Annotated in this window: 23 protein-coding genes; 12 read left to right on the top strand and 11 right to left on the bottom strand. The window is 70.8% G+C overall.

The features are described 5' to 3' along the window. Positions 1-13 precede the first annotated feature (13 nt). Positions 14-448, bottom strand: coding sequence for a hypothetical protein (locus G5C66_RS14675; protein WP_165111705.1), 435 nt, complete (start codon positions 446-448; stop codon positions 14-16). Positions 449-597: 149 nt separating this feature from the next. Here G5C66_RS14675 and G5C66_RS14670 point away from each other — a divergent pair, with 149 nt between their 5' ends. Together G5C66_RS14670 and G5C66_RS14665 are read left to right on the top strand one after the other, a co-directional pair. Beyond that, positions 598-927: a hypothetical protein gene (locus G5C66_RS14670; protein ID WP_165111704.1), complete on the top strand. Its 330-nt coding sequence runs from the start codon at positions 598-600 to the stop codon at positions 925-927. A gap of 8 nt (positions 928-935) precedes the next feature. Beyond that, the gene (locus tag G5C66_RS14665) at positions 936-1,808 is read left to right on the top strand and encodes a serine/threonine-protein kinase (protein ID WP_165111703.1); all 873 of its coding nucleotides are present in this window, start codon (positions 936-938) and stop codon (positions 1,806-1,808) included. A 41-nt stretch (positions 1,809-1,849) separates the two neighbouring features. Here G5C66_RS14665 and G5C66_RS14660 read toward each other — a convergent pair whose 3' ends face one another. The 3 genes from G5C66_RS14660 to G5C66_RS14650 are packed head-to-tail and all read right to left on the bottom strand — an operon-like array spanning position 1,850 to position 4,204. Next, on the bottom strand, positions 1,850-2,515 hold the full coding sequence (locus tag G5C66_RS14660) for a response regulator transcription factor (protein ID WP_165111702.1): 666 nt from the start codon (positions 2,513-2,515) through the stop codon (positions 1,850-1,852). Then, a complete protein-coding gene (locus tag G5C66_RS14655; RefSeq protein ID WP_165111701.1) occupies positions 2,500-3,969 on the bottom strand; it encodes a sensor histidine kinase in 1,470 nt (489 codons plus the stop codon). Before G5C66_RS14655 ends, G5C66_RS14660 begins: the two co-directional genes overlap by 16 nt. Next, positions 3,938-4,204 (bottom strand): small secreted hydrophilic protein, encoded by a 267-nt coding sequence (locus G5C66_RS14650; RefSeq protein WP_165111700.1) that lies wholly within the window; start codon positions 4,202-4,204, stop codon positions 3,938-3,940. Before G5C66_RS14650 ends, G5C66_RS14655 begins: the two co-directional genes overlap by 32 nt. A gap of 104 nt (positions 4,205-4,308) precedes the next feature. Here G5C66_RS14650 and G5C66_RS14645 point away from each other — a divergent pair, with 104 nt between their 5' ends. Beyond that, positions 4,309-5,850 (top strand): AMP-binding protein, encoded by a 1,542-nt coding sequence (locus G5C66_RS14645; RefSeq protein WP_165111699.1) that lies wholly within the window; start codon positions 4,309-4,311, stop codon positions 5,848-5,850. Positions 5,851-6,117: 267 nt separating this feature from the next. Here G5C66_RS14645 and G5C66_RS14640 read toward each other — a convergent pair whose 3' ends face one another. From G5C66_RS14640 to G5C66_RS14620, 5 genes are read right to left on the bottom strand one after another with little or no spacing between them, the layout of a single operon-like run. Further along, complete coding sequence (locus G5C66_RS14640) at positions 6,118-7,761, bottom strand: amidohydrolase (RefSeq protein WP_165111698.1); 1,644 nt, start codon at positions 7,759-7,761, stop codon at positions 6,118-6,120. Continuing rightward, positions 7,761-8,594: an ABC transporter permease gene (locus tag G5C66_RS14635; RefSeq protein ID WP_165111697.1), complete on the bottom strand. Its 834-nt coding sequence runs from the start codon at positions 8,592-8,594 to the stop codon at positions 7,761-7,763. Before G5C66_RS14635 ends, G5C66_RS14640 begins: the two co-directional genes overlap by 1 nt. Continuing rightward, complete coding sequence (locus G5C66_RS14630) at positions 8,591-9,520, bottom strand: ABC transporter permease subunit (RefSeq protein WP_165111696.1); 930 nt, start codon at positions 9,518-9,520, stop codon at positions 8,591-8,593. The genes G5C66_RS14635 and G5C66_RS14630 overlap by 4 nt, the downstream gene beginning before the upstream one ends. Next, positions 9,513-10,709 (bottom strand): extracellular solute-binding protein, encoded by a 1,197-nt coding sequence (locus tag G5C66_RS14625; RefSeq protein WP_165111695.1) that lies wholly within the window; start codon positions 10,707-10,709, stop codon positions 9,513-9,515. The genes G5C66_RS14630 and G5C66_RS14625 overlap by 8 nt, the downstream gene beginning before the upstream one ends. Then, complete coding sequence (locus tag G5C66_RS14620; RefSeq protein WP_165111694.1) at positions 10,706-11,836, bottom strand: ABC transporter ATP-binding protein; 1,131 nt, start codon at positions 11,834-11,836, stop codon at positions 10,706-10,708. The genes G5C66_RS14625 and G5C66_RS14620 overlap by 4 nt, the downstream gene beginning before the upstream one ends. Positions 11,837-11,990: 154 nt before the next feature. On the opposite strand from G5C66_RS14620, the gene G5C66_RS14615 reads away from it, so the two are divergent. The 3 genes from G5C66_RS14615 to G5C66_RS14605 are packed head-to-tail and all read left to right on the top strand — an operon-like array spanning position 11,991 to position 14,239. Beyond that, positions 11,991-12,797 (top strand): Nif3-like dinuclear metal center hexameric protein, encoded by an 807-nt coding sequence (locus tag G5C66_RS14615; protein WP_165111693.1) that lies wholly within the window; start codon positions 11,991-11,993, stop codon positions 12,795-12,797. Between the two features lie 42 nt (positions 12,798-12,839). Beyond that, positions 12,840-13,556, top strand: a complete 717-nt coding sequence (locus G5C66_RS14610) for a zinc ribbon domain-containing protein (protein ID WP_338144178.1) — start codon at positions 12,840-12,842, stop codon at positions 13,554-13,556. Then, positions 13,553-14,239: a histidine phosphatase family protein gene (locus G5C66_RS14605; protein WP_165111692.1), complete on the top strand. Its 687-nt coding sequence runs from the start codon at positions 13,553-13,555 to the stop codon at positions 14,237-14,239. Before G5C66_RS14610 ends, G5C66_RS14605 begins: the two co-directional genes overlap by 4 nt. Positions 14,240-14,365: 126 nt before the next feature. Here the strand turns inward: G5C66_RS14605 and yaaA are convergent, their stop codons facing one another. Then, positions 14,366-15,142 carry a peroxide stress protein YaaA gene (yaaA, locus tag G5C66_RS14600; RefSeq protein ID WP_165111691.1) on the bottom strand — a complete coding sequence of 259 codons (777 nt, stop codon included), beginning with the start codon at positions 15,140-15,142 and terminating at the stop codon, positions 14,366-14,368. Positions 15,143-15,244: 102 nt separating this feature from the next. Here yaaA and G5C66_RS14595 point away from each other — a divergent pair, with 102 nt between their 5' ends. Further along, positions 15,245-15,565 carry a hypothetical protein gene (locus G5C66_RS14595; protein WP_165111690.1) on the top strand — a complete coding sequence of 107 codons (321 nt, stop codon included), beginning with the start codon at positions 15,245-15,247 and terminating at the stop codon, positions 15,563-15,565. 16 nt (positions 15,566-15,581) lie between these two features. Further along, the gene (locus G5C66_RS14590; RefSeq protein WP_206444126.1) at positions 15,582-17,045 is read left to right on the top strand and encodes an RNB domain-containing ribonuclease; all 1,464 of its coding nucleotides are present in this window, start codon (positions 15,582-15,584) and stop codon (positions 17,043-17,045) included. Positions 17,046-17,090: 45 nt separating this feature from the next. Here G5C66_RS14590 and G5C66_RS14585 read toward each other — a convergent pair whose 3' ends face one another. Further along, the gene (locus G5C66_RS14585; RefSeq protein WP_165111689.1) at positions 17,091-18,023 is read right to left on the bottom strand and encodes a TauD/TfdA dioxygenase family protein; all 933 of its coding nucleotides are present in this window, start codon (positions 18,021-18,023) and stop codon (positions 17,091-17,093) included. 139 nt (positions 18,024-18,162) lie between these two features. On the opposite strand from G5C66_RS14585, the gene G5C66_RS14580 reads away from it, so the two are divergent. From G5C66_RS14580 to G5C66_RS14565, 4 genes are all read left to right on the top strand, one after another. Continuing rightward, positions 18,163-19,446, top strand: coding sequence for a hydroxyacid-oxoacid transhydrogenase (locus G5C66_RS14580; protein WP_165111688.1), 1,284 nt, complete (start codon positions 18,163-18,165; stop codon positions 19,444-19,446). Positions 19,447-19,517: 71 nt separating this feature from the next. Then, the gene (locus G5C66_RS14575; RefSeq protein ID WP_165111687.1) at positions 19,518-20,729 is read left to right on the top strand and encodes a Bcr/CflA family efflux MFS transporter; all 1,212 of its coding nucleotides are present in this window, start codon (positions 19,518-19,520) and stop codon (positions 20,727-20,729) included. Positions 20,730-20,754: 25 nt separating this feature from the next. After that, positions 20,755-21,180 (top strand): PaaI family thioesterase, encoded by a 426-nt coding sequence (locus tag G5C66_RS14570; RefSeq protein ID WP_165111686.1) that lies wholly within the window; start codon positions 20,755-20,757, stop codon positions 21,178-21,180. 135 nt (positions 21,181-21,315) lie between these two features. Next, entirely contained in the window at positions 21,316-24,033 is a 2,718-nt protein-coding gene (locus G5C66_RS14565; protein WP_165111685.1) for a DEAD/DEAH box helicase family protein, read from the top strand. Positions 24,034-24,059 lie beyond the last annotated feature (26 nt).

The following is a 24,059-nucleotide window of genomic DNA, read 5'->3' as shown; positions in this document are numbered from 1 at the left end:
CAGACGGGTGGGATCAACCCGCCGCGCAGGTCACCTCGGTGACCCGCCACTCCTCGTCCTTGCCCTCCCCGGAACGGGTCACGACCAGGGTGAACACAGACTGGCCGCCGTCGGGGGTCAGCTCCACGGTGGCACCGGTCTCGGTGAGGTCGGTGGAGGTGATGCGTACCTTCTCCAGATGGCCGCGCGCATCAGCCGTCTTCTCGGTCGGCGGGGTCTGGACCGAGGGGCAGGCCCGGGCCCACTGGGCGACCAGCTCCGGCTTCGCCTCGACCGTGGTCCAGCTCGTCGTCCGCGCGAACCTGCTGGCGGCCGTCTCCGCCTGCTCGGTGGCGTGCTCGCGGAAGCGGGAGCGCGAGTAGCCGTAGCCCGCCACGGAGATCAGCACCCCGACCAGCAGCAGCACACCCACCTTGAGCGCGATCTCGCGCCACTCCCCGTTCTGCACGGGACGTTCCTACCACCACCGGCCACCGGACCCGAACCGGCTCGCGGATGAGAGAGCTCTCATGGTCGTCTCACGATCACCTCACCGCGAGTCGACATGGTTCTTCCATGGCGCCGGGAACACCCGGGGCAGAACCGAGAGGAAGAACCATGAAGAAGCTCCCGATGCTGCTGGCGACCGGACTGGTCGGTGTGGTCGCGGCCGGTGCGGTCACGTTCCAGAGCGCAGCCGCTGACGACGACTACGCCAAGCGCGAGGAGAAGTCGAACACGCAGGTCACCACCGTCGACGACGTGGACGACGACGACATCGACGACGCGGACGACGTCACCCGCGACGGTGCCGACGACGACGCGACCAACGGCACCGGGGTCACCCGGGCTACCAAGGACGCGACCCGCGACAACACCCGCGACAACACCCGCGACAACACCCGCGACAACACCAAGGACGACGCCGACACCAGGTCTGAGGACTGAGTCCGACGATGACCGACACCTGGGGCATCGTCCAGGGTGACGCCATCACCCCCGAGCTGACCGCGATGCGGCTGCTCGGGGGCGGCTCGTCGTACGAGGCGTTCCTGGCCTTCGACGAGGTCACCTACGGTCCGGTCGTGGCCAAGGTGCTGCGGCCGAACCTGATCCGCAGCGACACCAGCCGCAACGCGCTGCGGCGCGAGACCGACGCGCTGACGAAGCTGAAGCATCCCGTCCTCGTCCGCGGCCTGCGCGAGGACCTCGACGGCGAGCGCCCGTACGTGGTGATGGAGCACGTCGAGGGTCCACGGCTCTCGACCCTGATCCGCCGTCACGGCCGCCTTCCGGAGCAGCAGTACCTGCCGCTGGCGCTCGACCTCGCCTCCGCGCTGCACTACCTGCGCCGCTCCGGCTGGGTGCACCTCGACATCAAGCCGAGCAACCTGATCATGGGCTCACCGGCCCGGCTGATCGACCTCTCGGTCGCCCGGCCGGTGGCCGCCGCGGCGGCGCTGCGCCACGAGATCGGCACCGACGCCTACATGGCGCCCGAGCAGTGCCTCCCCGGCGAGCGCGGCGAGGTCGGCCCGGCCAGCGACGTCTGGGCGCTCGGCGCGACCCTCTTCCACGCCGTCACCGGCGAACGGCCGTTCCCCCATGGCGACCCTTCTGCCGTCGACCGCACGGAGCGCTACCCGCAGCTCGTCTCCCGCCCCGGCGCCCTCCCCAGACGTACGCCGCCCGAGATCGTCAAGGTCATCGAGGCGTGCCTGGCCCCGGATGCCGGTGACCGGCCCGCGCCGGCCGAGATCGCCGAGACCGTCTCGCCCGCGCTGGAGCGTCTCCCGCGCGCCTCGCTGGGCGGCCTGCGGCTCGGCTGATTTCTCGGGTTGATCCCGCGCTGATCCCGGGAGGGCCCGGGTCAGGGCTGGAAGCGGTAACCCATACCGCGGACGGTCTCGACCCGGGCCGTTCCCAGCTTCTTGCGCAGGTAGCCGACGTAGACGTCGACGACGTTGGAGCCGGGGTCGAAGTCCATGCCCCAGGCGAGGTCGAGAAGCTGCGCCCGGGAGAGCACCTGGCCAGGATGCCGTAGCAGCACCTCCGCCAGCGCGAACTCGCGCGCCGAGAGGTCGGTCTCGCGCCCGTCGACCCGCAGCCGCCGCGTACGCAGGTCCAGCGCGACCGACCCGGAGCGGAGCTCGCCCACCTCGGCGTCGGTGTTGTCCTGCTGCCGCAGGCGTACGTTGATCCGGGCCCGCAGCTCGGCGAACCGGAACGGCTTGGCCAGGTAGTCGTCGGCGCCGCCCTCGAGTGCCGAGACGGTGTCGTGGACCGAGTCGCGGGCGGTCAGCACCACGACCGGCATTCGGGAGCCCTGGGCGCGCAGCTGGTCGAGCACTTCGAAGCCGTCGATGGTCGGGAGCCCGATGTCGAGCACCATCAGGTCGAAGGCGCCGCTGAGCGCCTCCTCGAGCCCTTCGAGGCCGTCGGCGACGGTGGTCGTCTGGTGGCCGTCGGCGCTGAGACCCTTGGCGAGGAAGGCCGCGATGCGGTCCTCGTCCTCGACGATCAGGATGCGGGCCATGCCTCTCCTTCGTGTGGGTCGCGGCGTGCGGGCAGGGTGATCGTGAAGCGGGCGCCGGGCGGCGTGGCGTCCTCGACGCCGACGGTGCCGCCGTGGGCGGTGGCGATGGCGGAGACGATGGCCAGCCCGAGGCCGAGCCCCGGCCGGTCGCCCGAGCCGGTCTCGGAGCCGCGGGCGAACCTCTCGAAGATCCGCTCCCGGTCCTCAGCGGGCACTCCGGGCCCGGTGTCGCGTACCCACAGCCGCAGGGTGCCGCCGACCTCCGCCGAGCCGACCGCGATCCGGTCGCCGGGGGCGGTGTGGCCGACGGCGTTGTCGCACAGCTGCAGCATCGCCTGGGTGACGCGCTGCGGGTCCAGGCGCCAGGTGCCCGGCGTGGCCGCATCGAGGTGCCAGTCGCGGTCGGCGAGCGCGCTGGCCTTGGCGAGGATGTCCTCGGTGAGGGTGTCGACGTCGACCTCCTCGAGGGTGAGGAAGTCGGGCCGGTCGTGCTTGGCCAGCAGGATCAGGTCGCCGACCAGCCGGCTCATCCGGTCGACCTCGTCGAGCGCCAGCCGCCGGGTCTGCTCGACCTCGGCCGGGTCGGACTCGTCGAGGAGCTCGAGGTGGCCGCCGATGATCGTCAGCGGCGTACGCAGCTCGTGACCGGCGTCGTCGAGGAACTGCCGCTGGTCGGAGAACGCCTGCTCCAGGCGGGCCAGCATGTCGTTGAAGTTCCTGGTCAGGGCCGAGATGTCGTCGTTGCCCGACTCGGGCAGGCGGGCGGAGAGGTCGGTGGCGCTCACCGCGCCGGTGGCGTGCCGAAGCCTGGTCAGTGGGGCGAGCAGACGTCCGGACTGCCAGGCGGCGACCAGGGTGACGAGCAGGGCGAGGAGGCCGGCCACGATCGTGTACGTGCGCATGGTGCTGCGCAGCTCGGCGCGGTCCTCGTCGAGATAGGAGACGACCAGCAGGGCGCCCTCGACCGTGCCCCGGGCGGTGTCCTGCCGCACCGGCTGGCTGGTGATGCGTAGCTCTCCGGCGGCGGTGTCGAGGTAGGTCGTGCCGCCGTCGACGGCCAGCCTCTCGACAGCGGCACGGAACTGGGTCGAGTCGACCAGCGGGTCCTTGGGGAAGTGTGCGCGCGGCTTGCCGTCGACCCACGCGACGAGGAGCTCGTCGTCGTCGGGGACGTTGCGGCGCAGGAAGGTGACCAGCAGGCCCTCCACCTCGAACGGGGCACCGGTCTCGGGGTTGACGCCCTCCTCGCGCAGCCGGGCGAACTCGTCGAGCTCCTGCTCCGTCTCCCGCGTGGTCGCAGCATCGACCCGGTTGAGCTCGACCGCGTAGACGATGAGACCCGCACCGGCCAGGGCGAGGGTGACGAGAAGGGCGACGGAGGCGGTGATCCGGGCGCGTACGGACAGTCCCCGGTGGCGTGGGTCAGTCGTCGTCATGGCGGTCGTCGCGGTCATCGTCGTCATCATCGTCGTCGACGGGACCGGGGGTGACGACCGGGACACGCGAGGGATCCGTGCTCGGAGACGATCCGGTGCTCGGCGAGGACGGCGAGGCCGACTGCGAGGGCAGCACGACCGGCTCGCGCGGCGGCGGGTCGTTCTCGGAGACTCCTGCGAAGGAGCCGGCCAGGTAGACGCCGACGGCCACCAGGACGACCAGCGGGAGGACGAGTTTCAGGGTGCGGGACATGACCCTCCGATAGTGCCTGACCACCTGTCCGAAGTGGGGGTCCATGAGAGACCTCTCATCGATACAGTGATCCGGGTCACCACTTGCACCTGGAGGTAACGCCCGTGTTCGTCCCGTTCAGCGTCAACGACTTCATCGACCGTGCCGCATCCGTCTACGGCGAGCGGGTGGGCATCATCGACGAACCCGACCAGCCGGCGGCCCCGCTGGGGGAGGTGACGTACGCCGAGATGAAGTCGCTCGCCAAGCGGATGGTGGCGAAGCTGGACGAGCTCGGCGTCGGGGTCGGCGAGCGGGTCGCGATCGTCTCCCACAACTCGGCGCGGCTGCTGACCGCGTTCTACGGCGTCTCCGGCTACGGCCGCATCTTGGTGCCCGTCAACTTCCGGCTCCGTCCCGACGAGGTCTCCTACATCGTGGAGCAGTCGGGTGCCTCGGTGCTGTGGGTCGACCCGGAGATCGACGAGGCACTGAAGGACGTGACGGCCAAGCACCGCTTCGTGCTCGGCGACGACGCCAACCTCTACGCCGCCGACGGCGTCGAGCCGAAGCCGTGGGAACCCGACGAGAACGCGACGGCCACGATCAACTACACCTCCGGCACCACCGCCCGGCCCAAGGGCGTGCAGATCACCCACCGCAACATCTGGACCAACGCGCTGACCTTCGGGCTCCACGCCGGGCTGAGCGACCGTGACGTCTACCTGCACACGCTGCCGATGTTCCACGCCAACGGCTGGGGGATGCCGTTCGCCGCGACCGGCCTCGGCATCACGCAGGTGGTGCTGCGCAAGGTCGACGGGATGGAGATCCTCCGCCGCGTACGCGACCACGGGGTCACGTACATGTGCGCCGCGCCCGCGGTGGCGGCCGCCGTGCTCGACGCGATCCCGGAGTGGACGAAGACCGAGGGCGAGATCCCGGGCCGCGACCGGGTGCGGATCATCATGGCCGGCGCTCCGCCGCCGACGAAGACGGTCGTCCGCGTCCAGGAGGAGCTCGGCTGGGAGTTCATCCAGATCTACGGCCTCACCGAGACCTCGCCGCTGCTGACCATCAACCGCACCCGCGCGGAGTGGGACGACCTCGACCCGATGGAGCGCGCCGCGAAGCTGACCCGCGCCGGCGCGCCCGCGATCGGGGTGAGCCTCGACATCTCGCCCGACAAGGAGGTCCTGGCGCGTTCCAACGTGGTGCTCGAGGGATACTGGGAGAAGCCGGAGGAGACCGAGAAGGCGCTGGCCGACGGCTGGTTCCACACCGGCGACGGCGGCAGCGTCGGCGACGACGGCTACCTCACCATCTCCGACCGCATCAAGGACGTCATCATCACCGGTGGCGAGAACGTCTCCTCCGCCGAGGTCGAGGACGTCCTCTTCCTGCACCCTTCGGTCGCCGAGGTGGCCGTCATCGGCATCCCCAGCGAGAAGTGGGGCGAGACCATCCTCGCCCTCGTCGTCCTCGCGCCCGGGACCGAGGCGACCCAGGAGGAGCTCATCGCCTGGTGCAAGGAGCGGGCCGCCGGCTACAAGGCCCCCACGGTCGTCGAGTTCCGCGACTCCCTGGCCCGCACGGCCACGGGGAAGCTGCAGAAGTTCAAGCTCCGCGAGCCCTACTGGGGCGACCGCGAGCGCAAGGTCAACTGACCGCCGACCCGGCGCATCTGTCCCAGAAATCCACGCCGAGTCGGCGCAACTGTCTCGGATATTCGGGGTGAGTCGGCGCATCTGTCCCGCGAACGTGGGACAGTCGCGCCGACTCGGCGGGTTCCGGCGGGACACATGCGCCGAGTCGGCGGGATCTGGCGGGACAGTTGCGCCGCCCACAGTCGGGCAGACCAGCGAGAGCGTCGCGAGAAGCCGCGTGTAAGCCTTGAGCCCGAAGATGATCAAGGCAACGAGTCTTGCACGCGGTCAGCGCCGGTGGACCTCGCGGCCGTCGGCGTACGTGTGGGTGACCTGGGTCCGCCCGAGGACGGTGGTGTCCTGGACGAGGATGTCGTGGTCGACCACGACCAGGTCGGCGGCGTACCCGGTCTCGATCCGACCGGTGGAGTCCTCGAGGCGGTTGAGGAAGGCGGTGCCGGTGGTGTAGCCGGCGAGGGCCTCGGTGACCGACAGCGCCTCGTCGGGAAGCAGCGGGGCGGCGTCGGCGGGCTGGTCGGGGGAGCGGCGGTTGACCGCGACGTGCATGCCGAGCAGGGGCGCCGGGTCGGAGACGGGCCAGTCGCTGCCGCATGCGATCCGGGCACCCGTACGCAGCAGCGACCCGAACACGTACTGCTGCTCGCGCGCGGCCGGTGCCAGGAACGGCAGGGTCAGGACCTCCACCGCCTCGTCGCGGCAGGCCCACAGCGGCTGGATGTTGGCGGTGACCTCGAGCTCGGCGAAGCGGGGGACGTCGGCGGCGTCGACGACCTGGACGTGGGCCAGATGATGCCGCAGGCCGCTGGGTCCGTTGGCCGCCCGCGCGTGGGCGACCGCGTCGAGGCTGTCGCGCACCGCCCGGTCGCCGAGGGCGTGGATGTGCGCCTGGAACCCGGCCGCGTCCAGCGCCGCGACGTACGCCGCCAGCGCATCGGCCGGGATGAAGGAGAGCCCGCGGTTGTCGGTGAGATGGCCGTGGGCGTCGCGGTAGGGATCGAGCATGGCGGCCGTGTGGGTCTCGCAGACCCCGTCCTGCATCAGCTTCACGCTGCTCGCGTCAAGCCCTGCCTGAGCGGCCAGAGAGCGCCGCTCGATGAGCGAGGGCAGCTGCTCCAGGCCACGGTCGCGGTCCCACCACTGGGCGAGGACGACCTTCGCGGTGAGCGCGCCGGAGTCGTGGGCGGCGACGTAGGTCGGCAGCGAGTCGGGCATCCCGAGACCGGTGCCGACGAGCGCGTCCTGCCAGCCGACGATCCCGACGGAGTGCAGATGGCGCTGCGCGGTCAGCAGCGCCTCCATCAGATCGTGGGAGGTCGGGGCGGGGACCAGCGAGCCGACCAGCGCCATCGCACCCTCGTGCAGTGCGCCCGTGGGCCGGCCGGAGGCGTCGCGCTCGATCCGCCCGTCGGCCGGGTCGGGCGTGCGGGCGTCGATCCCGGCGATCTCGAGCGCGCGGCTGTTCACCCAGGCCGAGTGGTGGTCGCGGTTGGGCAGGAAGACCGGCCGGTCGGGGAGCAGCTGATCGAGAGGCGAAGCGCTGGGCACGCCTCCGGGGAAGGAGTCCATCGACCAGCCGCCGCCGGTGATCCAGGCCGGTGAGGGGTTCGCAGCGGCGTAGGAGCCGATGGCGTCCAGATATTCCTCGAGCGTGGACAGCCCGGTCAGGTCGCACTGGTTCATCTCCAGCCCGGCCTGGACCGGGTGCACGTGCGAGTCGTGGAAGGCGGGCAGCACCCAGCGGCCGTCGAGGTCCTCGACGACGGTCCGAGGCCCGACCAGCGCATCGGCAGACGCCCCGATCGCCGCGATCCGGCCGTCGCGGACGGCGAGAGCCGCATCCTCCCACCGCCCTTCGCGCAGCACCCGGCCACCGCGGAGCACCAGCTCCGCCGGATCGGGGCGACCACCCATCAGGCCACGGCCATCGTGTCGGTGACCGAGGAGCCCGAGCGCTTGAGCACCCGCGCCACCAGGCCGAGGACCAGGAGCGTGAAGACCAGCAGGATGGTGGAGACCGCGGCGATCTCGGGCTTGAGACCGGAGCGGACCGAGGAGAGCACGTAGACGGGCCACGAGGTCGTGCCGGAGACGTTGATGAACGAGGAGATCACCGTGTTGTCGAGGCTGAGCGTGAAGGCGAGCAGCCCGCCGGCCAGGACCGCCGGGCCGACCAGGGGCAGCGTGACCTTGAAGAACGTCGCCACCGGCCGGGCGTAGAGGTCTGCCGACGCCTCCTCCAGCGACGCGTCCAGCCCGACCAGGCGGGCCCGGACGATGTAGGTGACCACCGCGGTCGCGAAGAGCGAGTGACCGATCACGAGGCGTACGTAGCCGTTGTTGAACGGCAGCAGCGACCAGTCCTGCCCGAGCGTCACGAACCAGGGGAGCAGCGCGATGCCGTCCACGATCTCGGGGGTCACCGAGACCAGCAGCAACAGCAGCGTGAACGGCCCCGTCCAGCGGCCCGGGAACCGGGCCATCGCCATCCCGGCCAGGGTGCCGAGCGCGCTCGCCAGGAGGGCGGCGATCACGGCGGTCTGGAGCGAGACGGCGACGGTGTGGCGTACGGTCGGCCGCTCGACGATCGCCGTGAAGGGCTCGAGGCTGAAGCCGTCCCAGGCGGTGAGCAGGCGGCCGCCGTTGAAGGAGTAGATGGCGATCACGATGATCGGGGCGAACAGGAAGACGAAGACCAGCGTGGTCCACACGCCGAGCGCGATGTTGGTGCCGGAGGGTCTGCTCATGCCGTCGCCACCTTCTTCGTTCCGATGCTCTTCGTTCCGATGACCAGCCTGCTCCGCCGCCCCACGAGCCATCCCACACCCCACAGCAGCGCGATGGCGAGCACGACGACGAGCATGGTGAGCAGGATGAGCACGACCGCCATCGCCGAGCCCAGCGCCCAGTTCTGCGCGGTCAGGAACTGGCTGGCGATCAGCGAGCCGACCATGGTGCCCTTGGCGCCGCCGAGGACGGCCGGGGTGACGTAGTCGCCCATCATCGGGATGAAGACCAGGATGACACCGGCGATGATGCCCGGTCGCGCCAACGGCAGGGTGACCTGGAAGAACGTCCGCACCCTGCCCGCGCCGAGGTCCTTGGACGCTTCACCGAGCGCGCTGTCGACACGGTCGAAGGCGACGTACAACGGCAGGATCATCAGCGGCAGGTAGTTGTAGATCAGGCCGAGCAGCACCGCGCCGCGGGTGTTGAGCAGCGCATGCGGGTCGGAGACCAGGCCGACGTCGGTCAGGAACCCGGCGAGGGCGCCCTCCGAGGACAGGATCACCTTCCAGCCGATCGTGCGGATCAGGAACGAGGTCCAGTAGGGCACCATCACCAGTGCGACCAGCAGCCCGCGCCGGTGCGCGGGGACCTTCAGCGCCATGAAGTACGCCGCCGGCAGCGCGATCAGCAGACACGCGATCGTCCCCGTCACGCTCATCCACAGCGTCGCCCGGAAGATCGTGAAGAAGGTCGGGCTGAACGCCTCGGCGTAGCGGTCCAGCGACATCACCGCGTTGCTGTGGGTGCCGAACATCCCGGGCTTCTCGCCGAGGCTGAACCACGCGATCTGCAGGAACGGCACGACGAAGAAGACCGTCAGCCACACCCACGCGGGGACGGCGAGGACGAACCCGGGAAGCCTGCTGGACGCGCTCCTAGGCACTGGCGGCGGCCTTCAGCTTGTCGTAGACCTCCGTACGCCGGTCCTGGGCCTCGTTGACCGCGCCGTTCTTCATGGTGGCGAGCTGCTCGTCGGTGAAGAAGATCATCTCGGGCAGCTCGACCTTGCGCTCCTTGGCCATCTCCTCGATGCCCTGGATGCCGGTGTTGTAGCCGATGTAGTCCATCTCCAGGAACGAGTTCTCCGGCTCCAGCACGTAGTCGATGAACGCGTGGGCAGCCTCGGGGTGGGGTGCGCCGGTCGGGATGCACCAGTTGTCCATCCACAGCTCGGTCGTCGGCCCAGGCAGGACCCACTTCCAGCGGTCGGGCTGCTTGTGCTCGAGGATGCCGAGTCGCGAGTCGCCGTTCCAGTTCTGCATCAGCGCGAACGTGTTCTGCTGCATCGCGCCGGTGGCCGGGTAGGAGTCGAAGCCGGCGATGTGCGGCGCCCACTTCTCGACCGCCTCGGCCTCGTAGGCGTCGTAGTCGGCCATGTCCTCGGTGTTCCAGTCGATGTCGTTGGCCCAGAAGTAGAGGCCGGCGACACCCTGCGGGTCGTCGAGCAGCGAGGTCTTGCCCGAGGCCTCGTTCTGCATCGCGTCGATGAAGTCGTTCCAGGTGACGAGGTCGCGCTTGATCACCGTGGTGTCGTAGACGAACCCGGTGGTGCCCCAGCACTTGCACACCGAGTACTCGTTCTCCGGGTCCCAGTCCTGGCCGAGGAACTGCGGGTCGACCTTCGCCATGTTGGGGATCAGGTCCTTGTTGAACGGGACGATGATGTCGTTCTCGATCAGCTGCGGGATGTAGACCCCGGTCGGCACGACGATGTCGTAGCCGCTGGTGCCCTTGGCCGCGACCAGCTTCGAGATCAGCTCCTCGTTGGAGCCGTAGGAGTCGAGGGTGACCTTCGGGCCGGTCTTTCCGAAGGCGTCGATCACCTCGGGGGAGTCGTAGTCGCCCCAGGTGTAGATCGACAGCGACTTCTCCACCGGGCCGCCGGTCGCGCCCGCGCCCGGCTCGACCGCGCTGGACTCGCCACCGCCGCCGCCCGAGCCACAGGCGCTGAGCGCGGCCGACGCACCGGCGAGCGCCGCCAGGCTCAGGAAGTGACGCCGCGAGAGCTCCTGGCGGATCGCTCGCGCGCCCGCATGGCTGGCCAGGATGCGTACGTTGTTGTCTCTGCTCACTGTGGGCTCCTAGCGGTGCTGGGGTCGGACGGGGTATCGAGGGGGAAGAGGCGTACGTCCTCGGCGGCCCAGCCGCAGAGGACCGCGTCGCCGGGGGAGAGCCGGACGGCACCGTGGGTGGGGCGGCGGATCAGCAGGCTGACCTCGTCGGTGACCTTGACCAGGTACTGGATCACCTCGCCCAGCAGGGAGACCTGGAGGACCTCCCCGGCGACGGTGTTGAGTGCTTCGGCCCGGGTCCCGGGCTCGATCGAGATCACCTCGGGGCGGATCGCGGCCTGGTGGGGCTCCCCGGGCTTGCCGTCGGGCTTGGCGGGACCCTCGACGACGACGAAGGGGGTCTCGACGGTGGTGCCGTCGGCGCTGACCTCGCCGTGCAGGAAGTTCTGCTGGCCGACGAACCCGGCGACGTACGCACTGGCGGGCTGGTTGTATACGGTGTCGGCGTCGGCGAGCTGCTCGATCCGGCCGGCCCGCATGATCGCGATCCGGTCGCTCATCGCGAGCGCCTCGCCCTGGTCGTGGGTGACGAAGACGAAGGTGATCCCCAGGCGGGACTGGAGCAGCTTGAGCTCGAGCTGCATCTCCTCGCGCAGCTGGCGGTCCAGGGCGCCCAGGGGCTCGTCGAGGAGGAGGACGCTGGGGCGGTTGACCAGCGCCCGGGCGAGCGCGACGCGCTGCTGCTGGCCACCGGAGAGCTGGGTCGGCGAGCGGTCGGCGAAGTCGAGCATCCGCACCATCCGCAGCGCCTCGACGACCCGCTCGCGGATCTCCGCCTTGGGGGTCTTGCGCTGCTGCAGGCCGTAGGCGACGTTCTCCGCGACCGACTTGTGGGGAAATAGCGCGTACGCCTGGAAGACCGTGTTCACGTCGCGCTGGTAGGGCGCGAGCCGGACGACGTCCTTGCCGCCGATCACGATGCTGCCAGCGTCGGGTTTCTCGAAGCCTGCGATCATCCGCAGGGTGGTGGTCTTGCCGCAGCCCGAGGGGCCGAGCAGGGAGATGAACTCGCCGGCCCGGATCTCCAGGTCCAGGCCGTCGACCGCCGTGGCCTGGCCGTAGGTCTTGGTCAGGCCGCTGATGGTCACCGAGCCGGAGGGTGGGTCCGGGGTAGCTGTCGTGGTCATCGCTGCTCCAGTCGATTGTTCACTTAGCGCTGCATTCCACCACAAGATCCGGGGAAAAGTACGGAATCGGTTGTAAAAGAACGGTTACGAACTGGATTCCGTGCCGGGCCTCGGCGGTGGCTGCGGCCTCGGTGAAGGCATCTAGGGTTACACCATGCCGACCACTCCGACCCCGCCGACACTGTCTGACGTCACCTCGTTGCTGGACGACTGGTATCCGCCAGCCACCGCCGACGACTGGGACGCCGTCGGGCTGGTCTGGGGCGAGCCCTCGCAGCCGGTCTCGAAGGTGCTCCTCGCCGTCGACCCGACCCTCCCGGTCGCCGAGGAAGCAGCCGCGTGGGGTGCGGACCTGGTCGTGGTCCATCATCCGCTCTTCCTCAAGGGGGTGCACGGCTTCGCGGCGACGACCCCGAAGGGACGCACGCTCTCGACGCTCGTCTCCGCTCGGTGCGCGCTGCTCACCGCCCACACCAACGCCGACCAGGCGATCGGTGGTGTCTCGGAGTCGCTGGCTCTCGCGCTCGGGCTGAGCTCGCTGCGGCCGCTGGTGCCGGGGCTGACTCCCGAGGTCGGCACGGGCCGCGCCGGGACCGTGGAGCCGACCACGCTGGGCGCCTTCGCCGAGTCGGTCGCCGCGGCGCTGCCGGCGACCGCGGCCGGGATCCGGGTCGCCGGTGACCTCGACCGCCAGGTGTCCTCGGTGGCACTGTGCGGCGGCGCGGGCGACTTCCTGCTCGACCAGGTGACTGCGTACGACGTCTATGTCACCAGCGATCTGCGCCACCATCCGGCCTCGGAGTTCCTCGAGAAGGGCGGTGCGCTGATCGACATCCCGCACTGGGCCGCCGAGTGGACCTGGTTGCCGGTGCTGGCGAGGCGACTTCGGGAGGCATTCGGGGATACGGTGGACACCCGGGTCTCGGAGATCGTCACCGACCCGTGGACTTTGCGATTGTGAATAGCTGAGGAGAATCCGCTGAAAGCCGACCCGTTCGCCCAGGTGAAGCTGCTCGACGTCTGTGAGCTGGACTCGCGTGCGCTCCAGCTGCGCCACCGCCGTGCGCATCTGCCGCAGGCCGCCGTCGTGGCGGAGCTGCAGGCATCGAAGAAGACCACCGACGATGCCGTACGCGACGCCCGGGTCACCCGCGACGACCTCGAGCGGGTGCAGAAGAAGGCCGACGCCGACGTCGAGGCGGTCAAGACCCGCCGTCGGCGCGACCAGGAGCGGATGGACTCCGGGGCGATCAGCAGCGCCAAGGACCTCGAGCGCATGCAGCACGAGCTCGCCACCCTCGACCGCCGGATCTCGGTGCTCGAGGACGAGGAGCTCGAGGTCATGGAGCAGCTCGAGGAGGCTCAGGCGACCGTGACCCGGCTCGAGGCCGAGCTCGCCGAGGTCACCGAGAAGCTGGCGGTCGCGGTCGACTCGGTGGACGTCGAGACCTCGAAGATCGACGCCGAGCTCGCCGCAGTGGCCGAGGAGCGTGCGCCCGCCCTCGAAGGCATCCCCGCCGACCTGCTCGCCCTCTACGACCGGCTGAGCGCCAAGCTCGGCGTCGGTGCGGCCGAGCTGCGCGCGCGTCGCTGCGGCGGCTGCAACCTCCAGCTCGACCCGGCCGAGATCTCCCGCATCCGTGGCCTCGCCGCCGACGAGGTCGTCCGCTGCGAGGAGTGCTCCCGCATCCTGGTCCGCACCGCCGAGTCGGGCTTGTGAGCGAGAAACCCGCCCGCGGCTGGGGAGCCGGCGCCGAGGCGACCACGCTCGTCCTGGTGCGCCACGGCGTCACCAAGCACACCGCCTCGAAGGCGTTCTCCGGCGGGCTCGGCGGCGACAACCCGCCGCTGACCCAGGAGGGCCGCGAGCAGGTGCTGCTCACCGCCGAGTGGCTCAAGCCGCTCACTCCCGCGGTCGACGCCGTGGTCACCTCGCCCGTCCTGCGGGCCGCCGAGACCGGTGAGATCCTCGCCGGCACGCTCGGTGCCCGGCTGGTCGAGGAGCCCGGGTTCGCGGAGATCGAGTTCGGCAAGTGGGAGGGGCTCACCTTCGCCGAGGTCGCCCAGCAGTACCCCGTCGAGATGAAGGCATGGATGGGCGCGACCGAGGTCGCGCCGCCCGGCGGCGAGTCCTTCGACGCCGCCCAGGTCCGGGTGCTCGACGGGCTCTCCCGCGTCCTCGAGGAGCACGCGGGCAAGACCGTCGTGATCACCTCGCACGTCTCGCCGATCAAGCTGATCGTCGCCCACGCCCTCGGCACCCCGATCGGCGGCGTCTTCAACATGGAGCTCTCGCCCGCCTCGGTCACCGTCGTCGCCTTCTACGGCGACGGCCGCGCCTCCCTGCGCCTCTTCAACGGCCTCCCCGTCTCCCGCGACCCCTTCGCCACCGGCACCTTCTGACGCCGAGTCGGCCCGTCTGTCCCGGATTCCAGCGCCGAGTCGGCGCGTCTGTCTCATGGTCGTGGGACAGACGCGCCGACTCGACGGTCGCTGGTGGGACAGTCGCGCCGACTCGGCTGGGACGACTCAGATCTCGGTGACGACGATGTCGAGCTGGGTGCCCTTCTTCGTGGGGGTGCCTTCCTCGACGGTCCAGCCGAGGTCGCGGAAGGATTCGGCGAGCTTGGCGGGGGTGCGGGGGTTGGCGCCGGACTCGAGGAGGGCGCGGACGAGGCGGCCCTTGGTGGCCTTGTTGAAGTGGCTGACCACCTTGCGCTGGCCGTTGTGCTCGTGGAGGACGCGGACGGTGGCGGTGCGGGCCGCGACGTCGTCGGGGCGCCAGAACGCGGCGTATGTCCCGGACCGGAGGTCCACGAGCAGGCCGTCGCCGAGGGCCTCGGTCACGCCGGCGCCGAGGTGGGCGCGCCAGTGGGACTGGATGCCGCCGATGCCGGGGAGGGTGGTGTCCCCCGAGAGCCGGTACGCCGGGATGCGGTCGGCCAGGCCGACGAGGCCGAACACGGAGCTGGTGACCATGACCCGGCTGGTCGCGCGGCGCTTGGCGGCGGGGGACAGGGTCGCAGCGGAGAGGGCGTCGTAGAGGACGCCGGTGTAGATCCGGTCGGCGCGCGCGGTCGGGGCCTCGCTCAGCCCGGCGTTCAGGGTGACGAGCTCGGGCTGGGTCTTCGGGATGCCGAGGATGTCGATCGCCTCGTCCGGGCGCGTGGTGCACAGCTCGACCAGCGCGTCGATGACCTTGGCGCGCGCCGGGTTGAGGACGGGGACCGAGAGCGAGTCGAGGGAGAGCGGGTTGCCGCGTACGGCCGCGGTCTTGCCCTCCGAGGGCGGCAGCAGGATCAGCACGGTGACTATGGTGCCGCCCGCGGCGAGGATGGCCGAATCGAGGATTGGGTATCTTTCAAAGCGGCTGTGACCTGCGGGAATGGTCGAGCTTACAGTCCAGGGATGATCGCCCTGGCCGCCGAACCCGTCTCCGGGACCAATCTCGGCGGCCTTCTACTGGTGGTCGTCATCATCGGGGTTTTCTGGATGATCCAGGACCTCTCGAAGAAGGCCAGGGCGCGCTCGGAGCACCTCAGGGCGCGTCGCTCGCTGACCTCGTCCCAGCGCCGGGCAGTGGCCAGGATCAACCGGTCGGCGAAGGCGCACAACGGGTCCAGGAAGGACCTGTGGGAGCAGTTCGGGGCCTTCAAGGGGAACCCGAAGGCGTTCGGCAAGGACGCCGCCGCGCTGTACAAGACCTACAAGGCGAAGAAGAAGAAATAGCCACTAGAGTCTGGCCATGGGCTCCGCACGCATCATCCGGGTGGCCAGTGCCGACGACGGTGTCGCCGCCACCACGCTCCGCGACGGGATCTCCGCGCTCCAGGCCGAGCTGGGGGTGAGCGCCGAGTTCCCTCCGGAGGTGGAGGAGGCGGCGGCCGCCGCCGCGGCCAACCCGAGGCTTCCGGAGCTGGACCGCACCGACCTGCCGTTCGTGACCATCGACCCCGAGACGTCGATGGACCTCGACCAGGCGCTCCACCTGGAGCGAGACGGCGACGGCTACGTGGTGCACTACGCGATCGCCGACGTTGCCGCCTTCGTCGCTCCCGGTGACCCGGTCGACATCGAGGCCAACAAGCGCGGCGAGTCGCTCTACGCCGCGGACGCGAAGATCCCGCTCCACCCCAAGGTGCTCTCCGAGGACGCCGCCTCGCTCCTCCCCGAGCAGGTGCGTCCCGCGCTGCTGTGGACCCACAAGCTCGACGCCACCGGCGAGGGGGTCGATACCTTCGTCGAGCGCGCGCTGGTGAGGTCGCGGGCGAAGCTCTCCTACGACGGCGTGCAGAAGATGTTCGACGGCGAGGGGTTCGGCGATCACGACTACTCGACGTCGCTCGAGCTGCTGAAGGAGATCGGTGAGAAGCGGATCGCCCTCGAGGCTGCCCGCGGCGGGGTGAATCTGCCGCTGCGCGACCAGGAGATCTCGGTCGTGGGCGACCAGTGGTCGCTCGAATACCGCGACCTGCTGCCCGTCGAGAACTGGAACGCCCAGATCTCGCTGCTCACCGGCTTCGCGGCGGCGGACCTGATGGTCTACGCCCGCGTCGGGCTCCTGCGGACCCTCCCTGAGCCCGACCCCCGAGACGTCCAGCGGCTGCACCGCACCGCCCGCGCGCTCGGGCTGGAGTGGCCCGCGGAGATGCTCTACCCCGACTTCATCCGCTCGCTGGACGGTAAGAACGGCAAGCACGCCGCGATGGCGATCGCCTGCACCCGGCTGCTGCGGGGGAGCGGGTACGCCTCGTTCAACGGTGAGCTCCCCGAGCTGACCCAGCACTCGGCGCTGGCCAACGAATACATGCACGTGACCGCTCCGCTGCGCCGCCTGATCGACCGCTACGCCGGCGAGGTCTGCCTGGCGCTCTGCGCCGACCGGCCGGTTCCCGACTGGGTGACCAGTGCGTTCACCACGCTCCCCGACACCATGCGCGCGTCGTCCCGCACCAGCGGCGCCTACGAGCGTGGCGTGGTCGACCTCGTCGAGGCCGGGCTGTTGTCCAAGCGGGTCGGCGAGACGTTCGACGCGGTGATCGTCGAGGTCGACGACGAGGACAAGCGGAAGGGTGCGATCACGGTCGAGGACCCGGCCATCGAGGCCGGCGTCATCAGCACCGCCGCGCTGCCGCTGGGCGAGGAGGTCCAGGTGCGCCTCGAGTCGGCCGACGTCGTCGCCCGGAAGGTCAGCTTCGCCGTCGCCTGACGCGTCTGACGCGCCTGACGCGCCGACCTTCCGGACGTACGTCGGTCAGGAGATCAGCTCGTCGAGGCGGTTGTAGACCTCGGCGGAGCCCTCGATCACCCGGCTGTGCTCGCCGCCGATGGAGACGGGGACGTCGCCCTGCACGGTGATCCGTCGCACCTCGCGCGGCAGCTCGTCGAAGTCGGCCACGGCGTAGTGCTGGGTGGCGCGGTTGTCCCAGATCGCGACGTCGCCCGGCTGCCAGTGCCAGCGGACGGTGTTCTCCAGAGCGGTGACCCGGTCCTGGAGCAGGTTGAACAGGGTCGCGCTCTCCTTCTGGTTCAGGCCGGTGAAGTGCTTGACGAAGTGGCCCAGGACGAGCGTGCGCTCGCCGGTCTCCGGGTGGATCCGGACCACCGGGTGCTCGGTCCGGTAGATCGTCGAGACGAACTCCTCGCGGCGGCGCGCGGCCACGTCGTCGGTCGACGCAGGCTCGTCGGGACGTACGTAGTCGTAGTCGTTGGAGTGGACCGCCCACAGGTTGTCGACCAGTGCCTTGAGCTGGGGGTGGAGGCGCTCGTAGGCGGCGGCGGTGTTGGCCCAGACGGTGTTGCCGCCGTACTCCGGGATCTCGGCGCCGCGCAGGATCGAGAACGCCGGCGGCCGGTCGACGAAGGTGACGTCGGTGTGCCAGGAGTTGGCGGCCATGCCGCGGTTGGCCTTGAGGGTCAGCACCCGGGCGCTGCCGGTGTTGACGGTCGGGTGCGCGGTCGTCAGCGGGCCGAGGCGCTCGCCGAAGGCGATCTGCGTGCGGTCGTCGAGATGACCCTGGTCGCGGAAGAAGACGACCTTGTGCGTCAGGATCGCCGCGCGGATCTCGGCGATCGTCTCGGCGGGCAGGTCGCCGGAGAGCGTGACGCCGCCGATGCGGGCGCCGATGCGGCCGCCGACCTTGTGGACGGTGAGCTCGGTGACGGCGGATGCTTCAGTGATGGTCATGCGTGGTCTCCTCGGGTGGCGTCGCTTGGGAATGGATTAAGTCTAGTGAAATACATGACTTAAGACCACGGGTGTCTCACGTGACGTTTGGGCGCTCCGCACAATGATGGGAGTGGGGGCCGGTGGATATCGTGCGCTCATGACGCTCGCCACATCCGAGACCGTGTTCACCTATGGCTCCCCACAGCTCAAGTTCGGCACCGGCGCATCGGCCGAGATCGGCTACGACCTGGCCTCGCTCGGCGCCCGCCGAGCCCTCGTGGTGACCGATCCCGGCATCTCCACCACGGGACTGCCGCAGCGGGTGGCCGAGCAGATGAAGACGTACGACGTCGAGGCCGTCGTCTTCGACGGCGTCCATGTCGAGCCGACCGACGAGAGCATGCGGACGGCGGTGGAGTTCGCCCGCGAGAACGGGCCGTTCGACGCGATCGTGGCGGTCGGCGGCGGGTCGAGCATCGACACCGCCAAGGCGGTGAACCTGCTGACCACCAACGACGGTTCGCTGGAGGACTATCTGAACGCACCGGTCGGTCGTGGCCTCGCGCCCGCGAAGCCGTTGCTGCCGCTGGTCGCGGTGCCGACCACCACCGGCACCGGCGCGGAGTCGACGACCGTGTGCGTGCTCGACGTGCTGTCGCTGAAGGTGAAGACCGGGATCTCGCACGCGCGCCTGCGGCCCACGCTGGCCGTCGTCGACCCGGACCTGATGATGACCCAGCCGGCCGGGGTGACGGCCGCGTCCGGGATGGACATCCTGTGTCATGCACTGGAGAGCTACACGGCCCGTCCCTACACCTCGTACGACCGCAAGGAGCCCGCCCAGCGGGTGCCCTACTGCGGCGCCAACCCGATCTCCGACATGTGGTCGGAGAAGGCGCTGTCCCTGCTGGCCGGCTCGTTCCGGCAGGCGGTCGCGCACGGCGACGACGTCCTCGCGCGCGGTGACATGGCGTTCGCGGCGACCTTCGCGGGCCTGGGCTTCGGGAACGCCGGGGTGCACATCCCGCACGCCAACGCCTACCCGATCGCGGGACGCGTACGGGACTTCCACCCGGCGGACTATCCGGGCGAGGAGCCGCTGGTGCCGCACGGGATGGCGGTCTCGCTGACCGCTCCGGAGGCGTTCCGCTACACCTTCGACGCCGCCCCCGAGCGGCATCTGCACGCGGCCCGGCTGCTGGCGCCCGGCTTCGACGAGTCGTCGGTCGAGCCGCGCGACCTGCTGCCCCGGGTGCTATCCGACCTGATGCGCGACATCGGCATCCCCGCGGGCCTCGGCGAGGTCGGCTACGGCGCCGGCGACATCCCCGACCTGGTCGAGGGCGCGCTCAAGCAGCAGCGGCTGCTCGCCACCGCCCCGAAGCAGCCGTCGGCGGAGGACCTGACCGGGATCTTCGAGAGGTCGATCACGCTCTGGTGAGGAATGCCCGGCGGGGCTACGACGTTCAGTTGGTTGTCTTCTTCAACCAGACTCTTCCGGAGGTCCCCTCGGTGACGTCAGTCCCGCCGCGGCTGTTGCTCGCGCTCGCCCTGCTCTCGGCCTCCGCGCCGCTTGCGATCGACTTCTACCTGCCGTCCTTCCCGCAGATCGGCTCGGACCTCGGCGCCGCCGCCAGCAACGTGCAGCTCACCCTCACCGCGTTCCTGATCGGGCTCGCGCTCGGACAGATCGCGTGGGGGCCGATCTCGGACCGCTTCGGACGGCTCAAGCCACTGCTGATCGGCTCGGTCGTGGCCGCGGTGGCGGGCGTGCTGGCCGCGCTGGCACCGACCGTCGAGCTGCTGATCGCGGCCCGCTTCGTCCAGGCGCTCGCCGCCGCGGCCGGGATCGTGATGGCGCGGGCGATCGTGGCCGACGTACTCCACGGCTTCGCCGCCGCCCGGGCGATGTCGATCATGATGTCGATCAGCGGGATCGCGCCGATCCTGGCCCCGGTGATCGGCGGCGCCATCGCCGGTTTCGTGCCGTGGCGGGGTGTGCTCGGCATCGTCGCCGCGATCGCCGTCCTCCAGGTCGTGGTCGTGCTCCTGGTGATCCGGGAGAGCCTGCCGGCCGAGCGGCGCAGCAGCCGGGTCGAGTACGCCGACCTCGGCCGCCTCCTCGCCAAGCCCGCCTTCCTCGGCTACACGCTGACCCAGTCGCTCACGTTCGCCACCCTGATGACGTACGTCTCCTCCTCCTCGTTCCTCTACCAGTCGGTGATCGGGACGTCGGCGGCCGTGTACGGCATCGGGTTCGCCGTCAACGCCGCCTTCCTGACCGTCGCCGGGCTGGTCTCGGCGCGGCTGGCCAAGCGCCAGGTGCACCCCGCCCGGATCATCCGCTCGGCACAGCCGGTGATGGCCCTGGCGGCGTTGTCCGTGCTGGTCGTCGCGCTGCTGCCGGTGCCGAAGGTGCTCATCCTGCTGCCGATTGTGGTCGTCACCACCTCCGTCGGCCTGATCATGGGCAACACCGGCGCGCTGGCCATCGAGCAGGCCCGCCCCTCGGTCGGCGCCGGATCGGCGCTGATGGGTGGGATCATGTTCCTCGGTGGCGGCCTCGCATCGCCGCTCGGTGCGGTCGCCGGCGAGCACACCGCGGTGCCGCTCGCGATCACCATGGTGGTCACCTCGGTCCTCGGCGCGGTCGCCTTCTCCCTCGCCCGGCGCTCGGTCGCCCGCAACCCGGAGTCGGAGGCGGCCTTCGCCACGGCTGCCTGAGGCGTGGGCCGGTAGGTTTTCCGCCATGGCAGAGACACCTGGGGTGACGGCCTCCGAGGCAGAGGCGATCCTCGCGAACCAGCCCTTCAGCAGACTGATCGGCGTCGAGGTCGGCGAGGTCGGCTACGGCCATGCGACCTTGCGGATCCCGCTGCGGGAGGACCTGCTGCAGCAGTTCGGCACGGTCCACGGGGGAGTGCTGTCGTACGCCGCCGACAACTCCCTCGCCTTCGCCGCCGGCACGATCCTCGGGCCCCAGGTGCTCACCCGTGGTTTCTCCATCGACTTCCTCCGGCCGTCGAACGGCGACCACCTCCGGGCGTACGCCGAGGTCGTCCACCACACCAGCCGCAACGCGCTGACCCGCTGCGAGGTCTTCACCGTCGCCGCCGACGGCTCCGAGGTCCTCGTCGCCGCGGCTCAGGGCTCCATCGCGCGCGTCGACCGCTGACCCCCGCCGAGGCGTCAGCGCCGCAGGCCGAGGCGTCAGGTACGTCGGCCGAGATGGCACTCGGCTGCCCGGTCGGCCGACGTACGCGACGCCTCGGCCGACGCGGCTGACGTCTCGCTGACTACGCTTCGCGGGGTGAGGCTCCGTGTTCATCAGCAGCGTGCGCTGTCGGCCCTGAGCGCGGCCTGGGAGGCGGGGCGGTCGCGGGCGTGGGTGGTGCTGCCGCCGGGTGCGGGGAAGACGCTCGTCGGGCTGGAGACCGCGCGGGAGGCGATCGACGACGGGGCGAAGGTCGTGGTGCTCAGCCCCAACACGGCGATCCAGGGACAGTGGCTGCGCCAGGCGGCCGCGCGGGACCTGCACGCGTCGCCGTCGCGCGACCTGGACGCGCCGCTGACGTCGCTGACCTACCAGTCGGTCGCGGTCTTCGGAGACCCCGACGACGAGGCGGAGACCGGGGAGAGCCACCTGGCCAGGCTGCACGACAACGGCCGGGCGCTGGTCTCGGCGCTACGCACCGCCGGGCCGCTGCTGCTCGTGCTCGACGAGTGTCACCACCTGCTCGAGGTCTGGGGAGAGCTGCTGGGCGAGATCCTGCAGCTGCTCCCGGACGCGCGGGTGCTGGGGCTGACCGCGACCCCGCCCGAGGCGCTGACCAAGGAGGAGTCCGCGCTGGTCGGGACCCTGTTCGGCGAGATCGTCTTCTCGACCTCGATCCCGGCCGTGGTGCGCGAGGGCGACCTGGCGCCGTTCGCCGACCTGGTGTGGCTGACCGCGCCGACGCCGGCCGAGCGCGAGTGGCTGCGGGGGAGCGCGGAGCGGTTCGAGGAGCTGCTCACCGCGCTGACCTCGGCCGATCTGGGCAGCGTGCCGTTCCTGACCTGGCTGGACCGGAGGTTCGTGGCGCGGCCGGCGGGCGCGCCCTCCTGGGCCGAGCTCGACAAGGCGTCGCCGGATCTCGCCACCGCGGCGTTGCGAGCCCACCACCGAGGGCTGCTCGCCCTGCCCGAGGGCGCGACTCTCACCGAGGCCCATCGTCGTGACCCGTCCGCCGAGGACTGGGTGGCGCTGATCGGGGACTGGGTGCGGGGACATCTTCTCTCCTCCGAGGACGCGACCGACCAGGAGGCGCTGGCCGCGATCAAGCAGGCGCTGCCCGCGGTCGGCTACTCGCTGACCCGGCGCGGCATCCGGTCCGGTCGGTCACCGGTCGACCGGGTGCTGGCGCGCTCGGAGGCCAAGACGACCGCGACCGCCGCCATCGTCGACCACGAACGCCTCGCCCACGGCGACTCGCTGCGGCTGCTGGTCGTGACCGACCACGAGCGGGCCTCGGCCACGCTGCCGGTCGATCTCCGCGGCGTGATCGCGGAGCAGTCCGGCTCCGCGCGGGCGGTGCTCGCGAACCTGTGCGCGTCCCACGACGACGTCCTGCTGGTCACCGGCGCCACCGTCGCCGGTCCGCCGGCGACCCTGGCCGCACTGGTCGCGCACATCGCGCAGACCGACCCGGCGCTGGCCGGCGGTCTGGTGGTCGAGCCGGGGGAGGCGTACGCCACGCTCCTGGGGCGCTGGACGAGCAGGCAGTGGGTCGCGCACGTGACCCGGTTCTTCGAGGCCGGCGGCTGCCGGGTGCTCGTCGGAACCCGCGGCCTGCTCGGGGAGGGCTGGGACGCCCGGTCGGTGACCGGGATCGTCGACCTCACCGCCGCGACGACCACGACGGCGGTCGTGCAGCTGCGCGGGCGGTCCCTGCGTACGGATCCGGAGCGGCCCGACAAGGTCGCCGTCAACTGGACCGTGGTCTGTGTCGACGAGGAGCATCCGCGCGGCGACAACGACTGGAAGCGGCTGGTCCGCAAGCACACCGGCTTCTTCGGCGCCGACGAGGACGGCTCCGTCGTCGACGGCGTCGGCCACATCGACGAGTCCTTCTCCCCGTACGCCGCCCCGCCGGAGTCCGACTTCGACACCATCAACGCCCGCATGGTCACCCGCTCGGAGGACCGCGCGGCGATCCGGGAGCGGTGGCGGATCGGGGAGCCGTACGCCGACGTCGCCGGCCGCACCGTCCGGATCCGCCTCCGCCGGGCCGGTGCGCTGCGCGCGCCGGCGGGAGTCGTGCTCGCTCCGCGGCCGCCAGGGTTCCGGCTGCTGGAGGGCCGGGTGCCTGAGTGGCGGCTGCCGGCGAAGGCCGTCCTCGCCGCCACAGTCCTGCTCAGCATCGGGCTGGTCCAAGCACTGGTCTCCGGTGCCGCTGGCGCAGTGATGGGGGCCGTTGGTGGGGCCGCCGGCGGCCTGTGGGCACTCTGGGCGGCGTACGTCTATCGCGACGGCACCCGGATCGCCTCCCAGCTGCGACGACGACCGAGCGTCGGAGCCGTCGGCGCAGCGGTTGCCGACGCGCTGAACACGACCGGCCAGACGTCGGCCGGAGCCGATGCCCTCGGGATCGCGGTGGACTCCGACGGCAGCTACCGCCTCCACCTGGTCGGCGTACCCGAGGCCGAGTCGGCGCTGTTCGCGACCTCGCTCGAGGAGGCGCTGGCGCCGATCGCCGCGCCCCGCTACCTGGTCTCACGCCCGGTCGTCGGCGACCTGGACCCGCTGGCGCGGCTGCGGCTGGGCGTCTCTGGCCGCCATGCCGCGGAGGCCGAGACCTGGCACGCCGTCCCCACTGCCCTCGGCCGTCGCGCTGCTGACGCGAAGGCGTACCGCGCCGCTTGGGAGCACTGGGTCGGCGGCTCCGGCCTGCTCTACACCGGCTCACCCGAGGGCGCCGGCCTCCTGGCCGCCCAGCGAGGCGCCGACCCCTTCGACGTCACCGCCGTGATCCGCCGCCACTGGTCCTGACCGTTCGTACGTGCCGCCTCGGCCGA

Origin of the sequence: Nocardioides turkmenicus (assembly GCF_011045035.1) — a bacterium.
GTDB classification, from domain to species: domain Bacteria; phylum Actinomycetota; class Actinomycetes; order Propionibacteriales; family Nocardioidaceae; genus Nocardioides; species Nocardioides turkmenicus.
This window is presented reverse-complemented; position numbering and strand designations above follow the sequence as displayed.

What these genes read in the sequence shown, in the direction of transcription:
- G5C66_RS14670 (WP_165111704.1), top strand. Translation starts at nt 598, where the DNA reads ATGAAGAAGCTCCCGATGCTGCTGGCGACCGGACTGGTCGGTGTGGTC.
- G5C66_RS14665 (WP_165111703.1), top strand. Translation starts at nt 936, where the DNA reads ATGACCGACACCTGGGGCATCGTCCAGGGTGACGCCATCACCCCCGAG.
- G5C66_RS14660 (WP_165111702.1), bottom strand. Translation starts at nt 2,515, where the DNA reads ATGGCCCGCATCCTGATCGTCGAGGACGAGGACCGCATCGCGGCCTTC.
- G5C66_RS14655 (WP_165111701.1), bottom strand. Translation starts at nt 3,969, where the DNA reads ATGACCGCGACGACCGCCATGACGACGACTGACCCACGCCACCGGGGA.
- G5C66_RS14650 (WP_165111700.1), bottom strand. Translation starts at nt 4,204, where the DNA reads ATGTCCCGCACCCTGAAACTCGTCCTCCCGCTGGTCGTCCTGGTGGCC.
- G5C66_RS14640 (WP_165111698.1), bottom strand. Translation starts at nt 7,761, where the DNA reads ATGGGTGGTCGCCCCGATCCGGCGGAGCTGGTGCTCCGCGGTGGCCGG.
- G5C66_RS14635 (WP_165111697.1), bottom strand. Translation starts at nt 8,594, where the DNA reads ATGAGCAGACCCTCCGGCACCAACATCGCGCTCGGCGTGTGGACCACG.
- G5C66_RS14620 (WP_165111694.1), bottom strand. Translation starts at nt 11,836, where the DNA reads ATGACCACGACAGCTACCCCGGACCCACCCTCCGGCTCGGTGACCATC.
- G5C66_RS14615 (WP_165111693.1), top strand. Translation starts at nt 11,991, where the DNA reads ATGCCGACCACTCCGACCCCGCCGACACTGTCTGACGTCACCTCGTTG.
- G5C66_RS14595 (WP_165111690.1), top strand. Translation starts at nt 15,245, where the DNA reads ATGATCGCCCTGGCCGCCGAACCCGTCTCCGGGACCAATCTCGGCGGC.
- G5C66_RS14590 (WP_206444126.1), top strand. Translation starts at nt 15,582, where the DNA reads ATGGGCTCCGCACGCATCATCCGGGTGGCCAGTGCCGACGACGGTGTC.
- G5C66_RS14585 (WP_165111689.1), bottom strand. Translation starts at nt 18,023, where the DNA reads ATGACCATCACTGAAGCATCCGCCGTCACCGAGCTCACCGTCCACAAG.
- G5C66_RS14580 (WP_165111688.1), top strand. Translation starts at nt 18,163, where the DNA reads ATGACGCTCGCCACATCCGAGACCGTGTTCACCTATGGCTCCCCACAG.
- G5C66_RS14570 (WP_165111686.1), top strand. Translation starts at nt 20,755, where the DNA reads ATGGCAGAGACACCTGGGGTGACGGCCTCCGAGGCAGAGGCGATCCTC.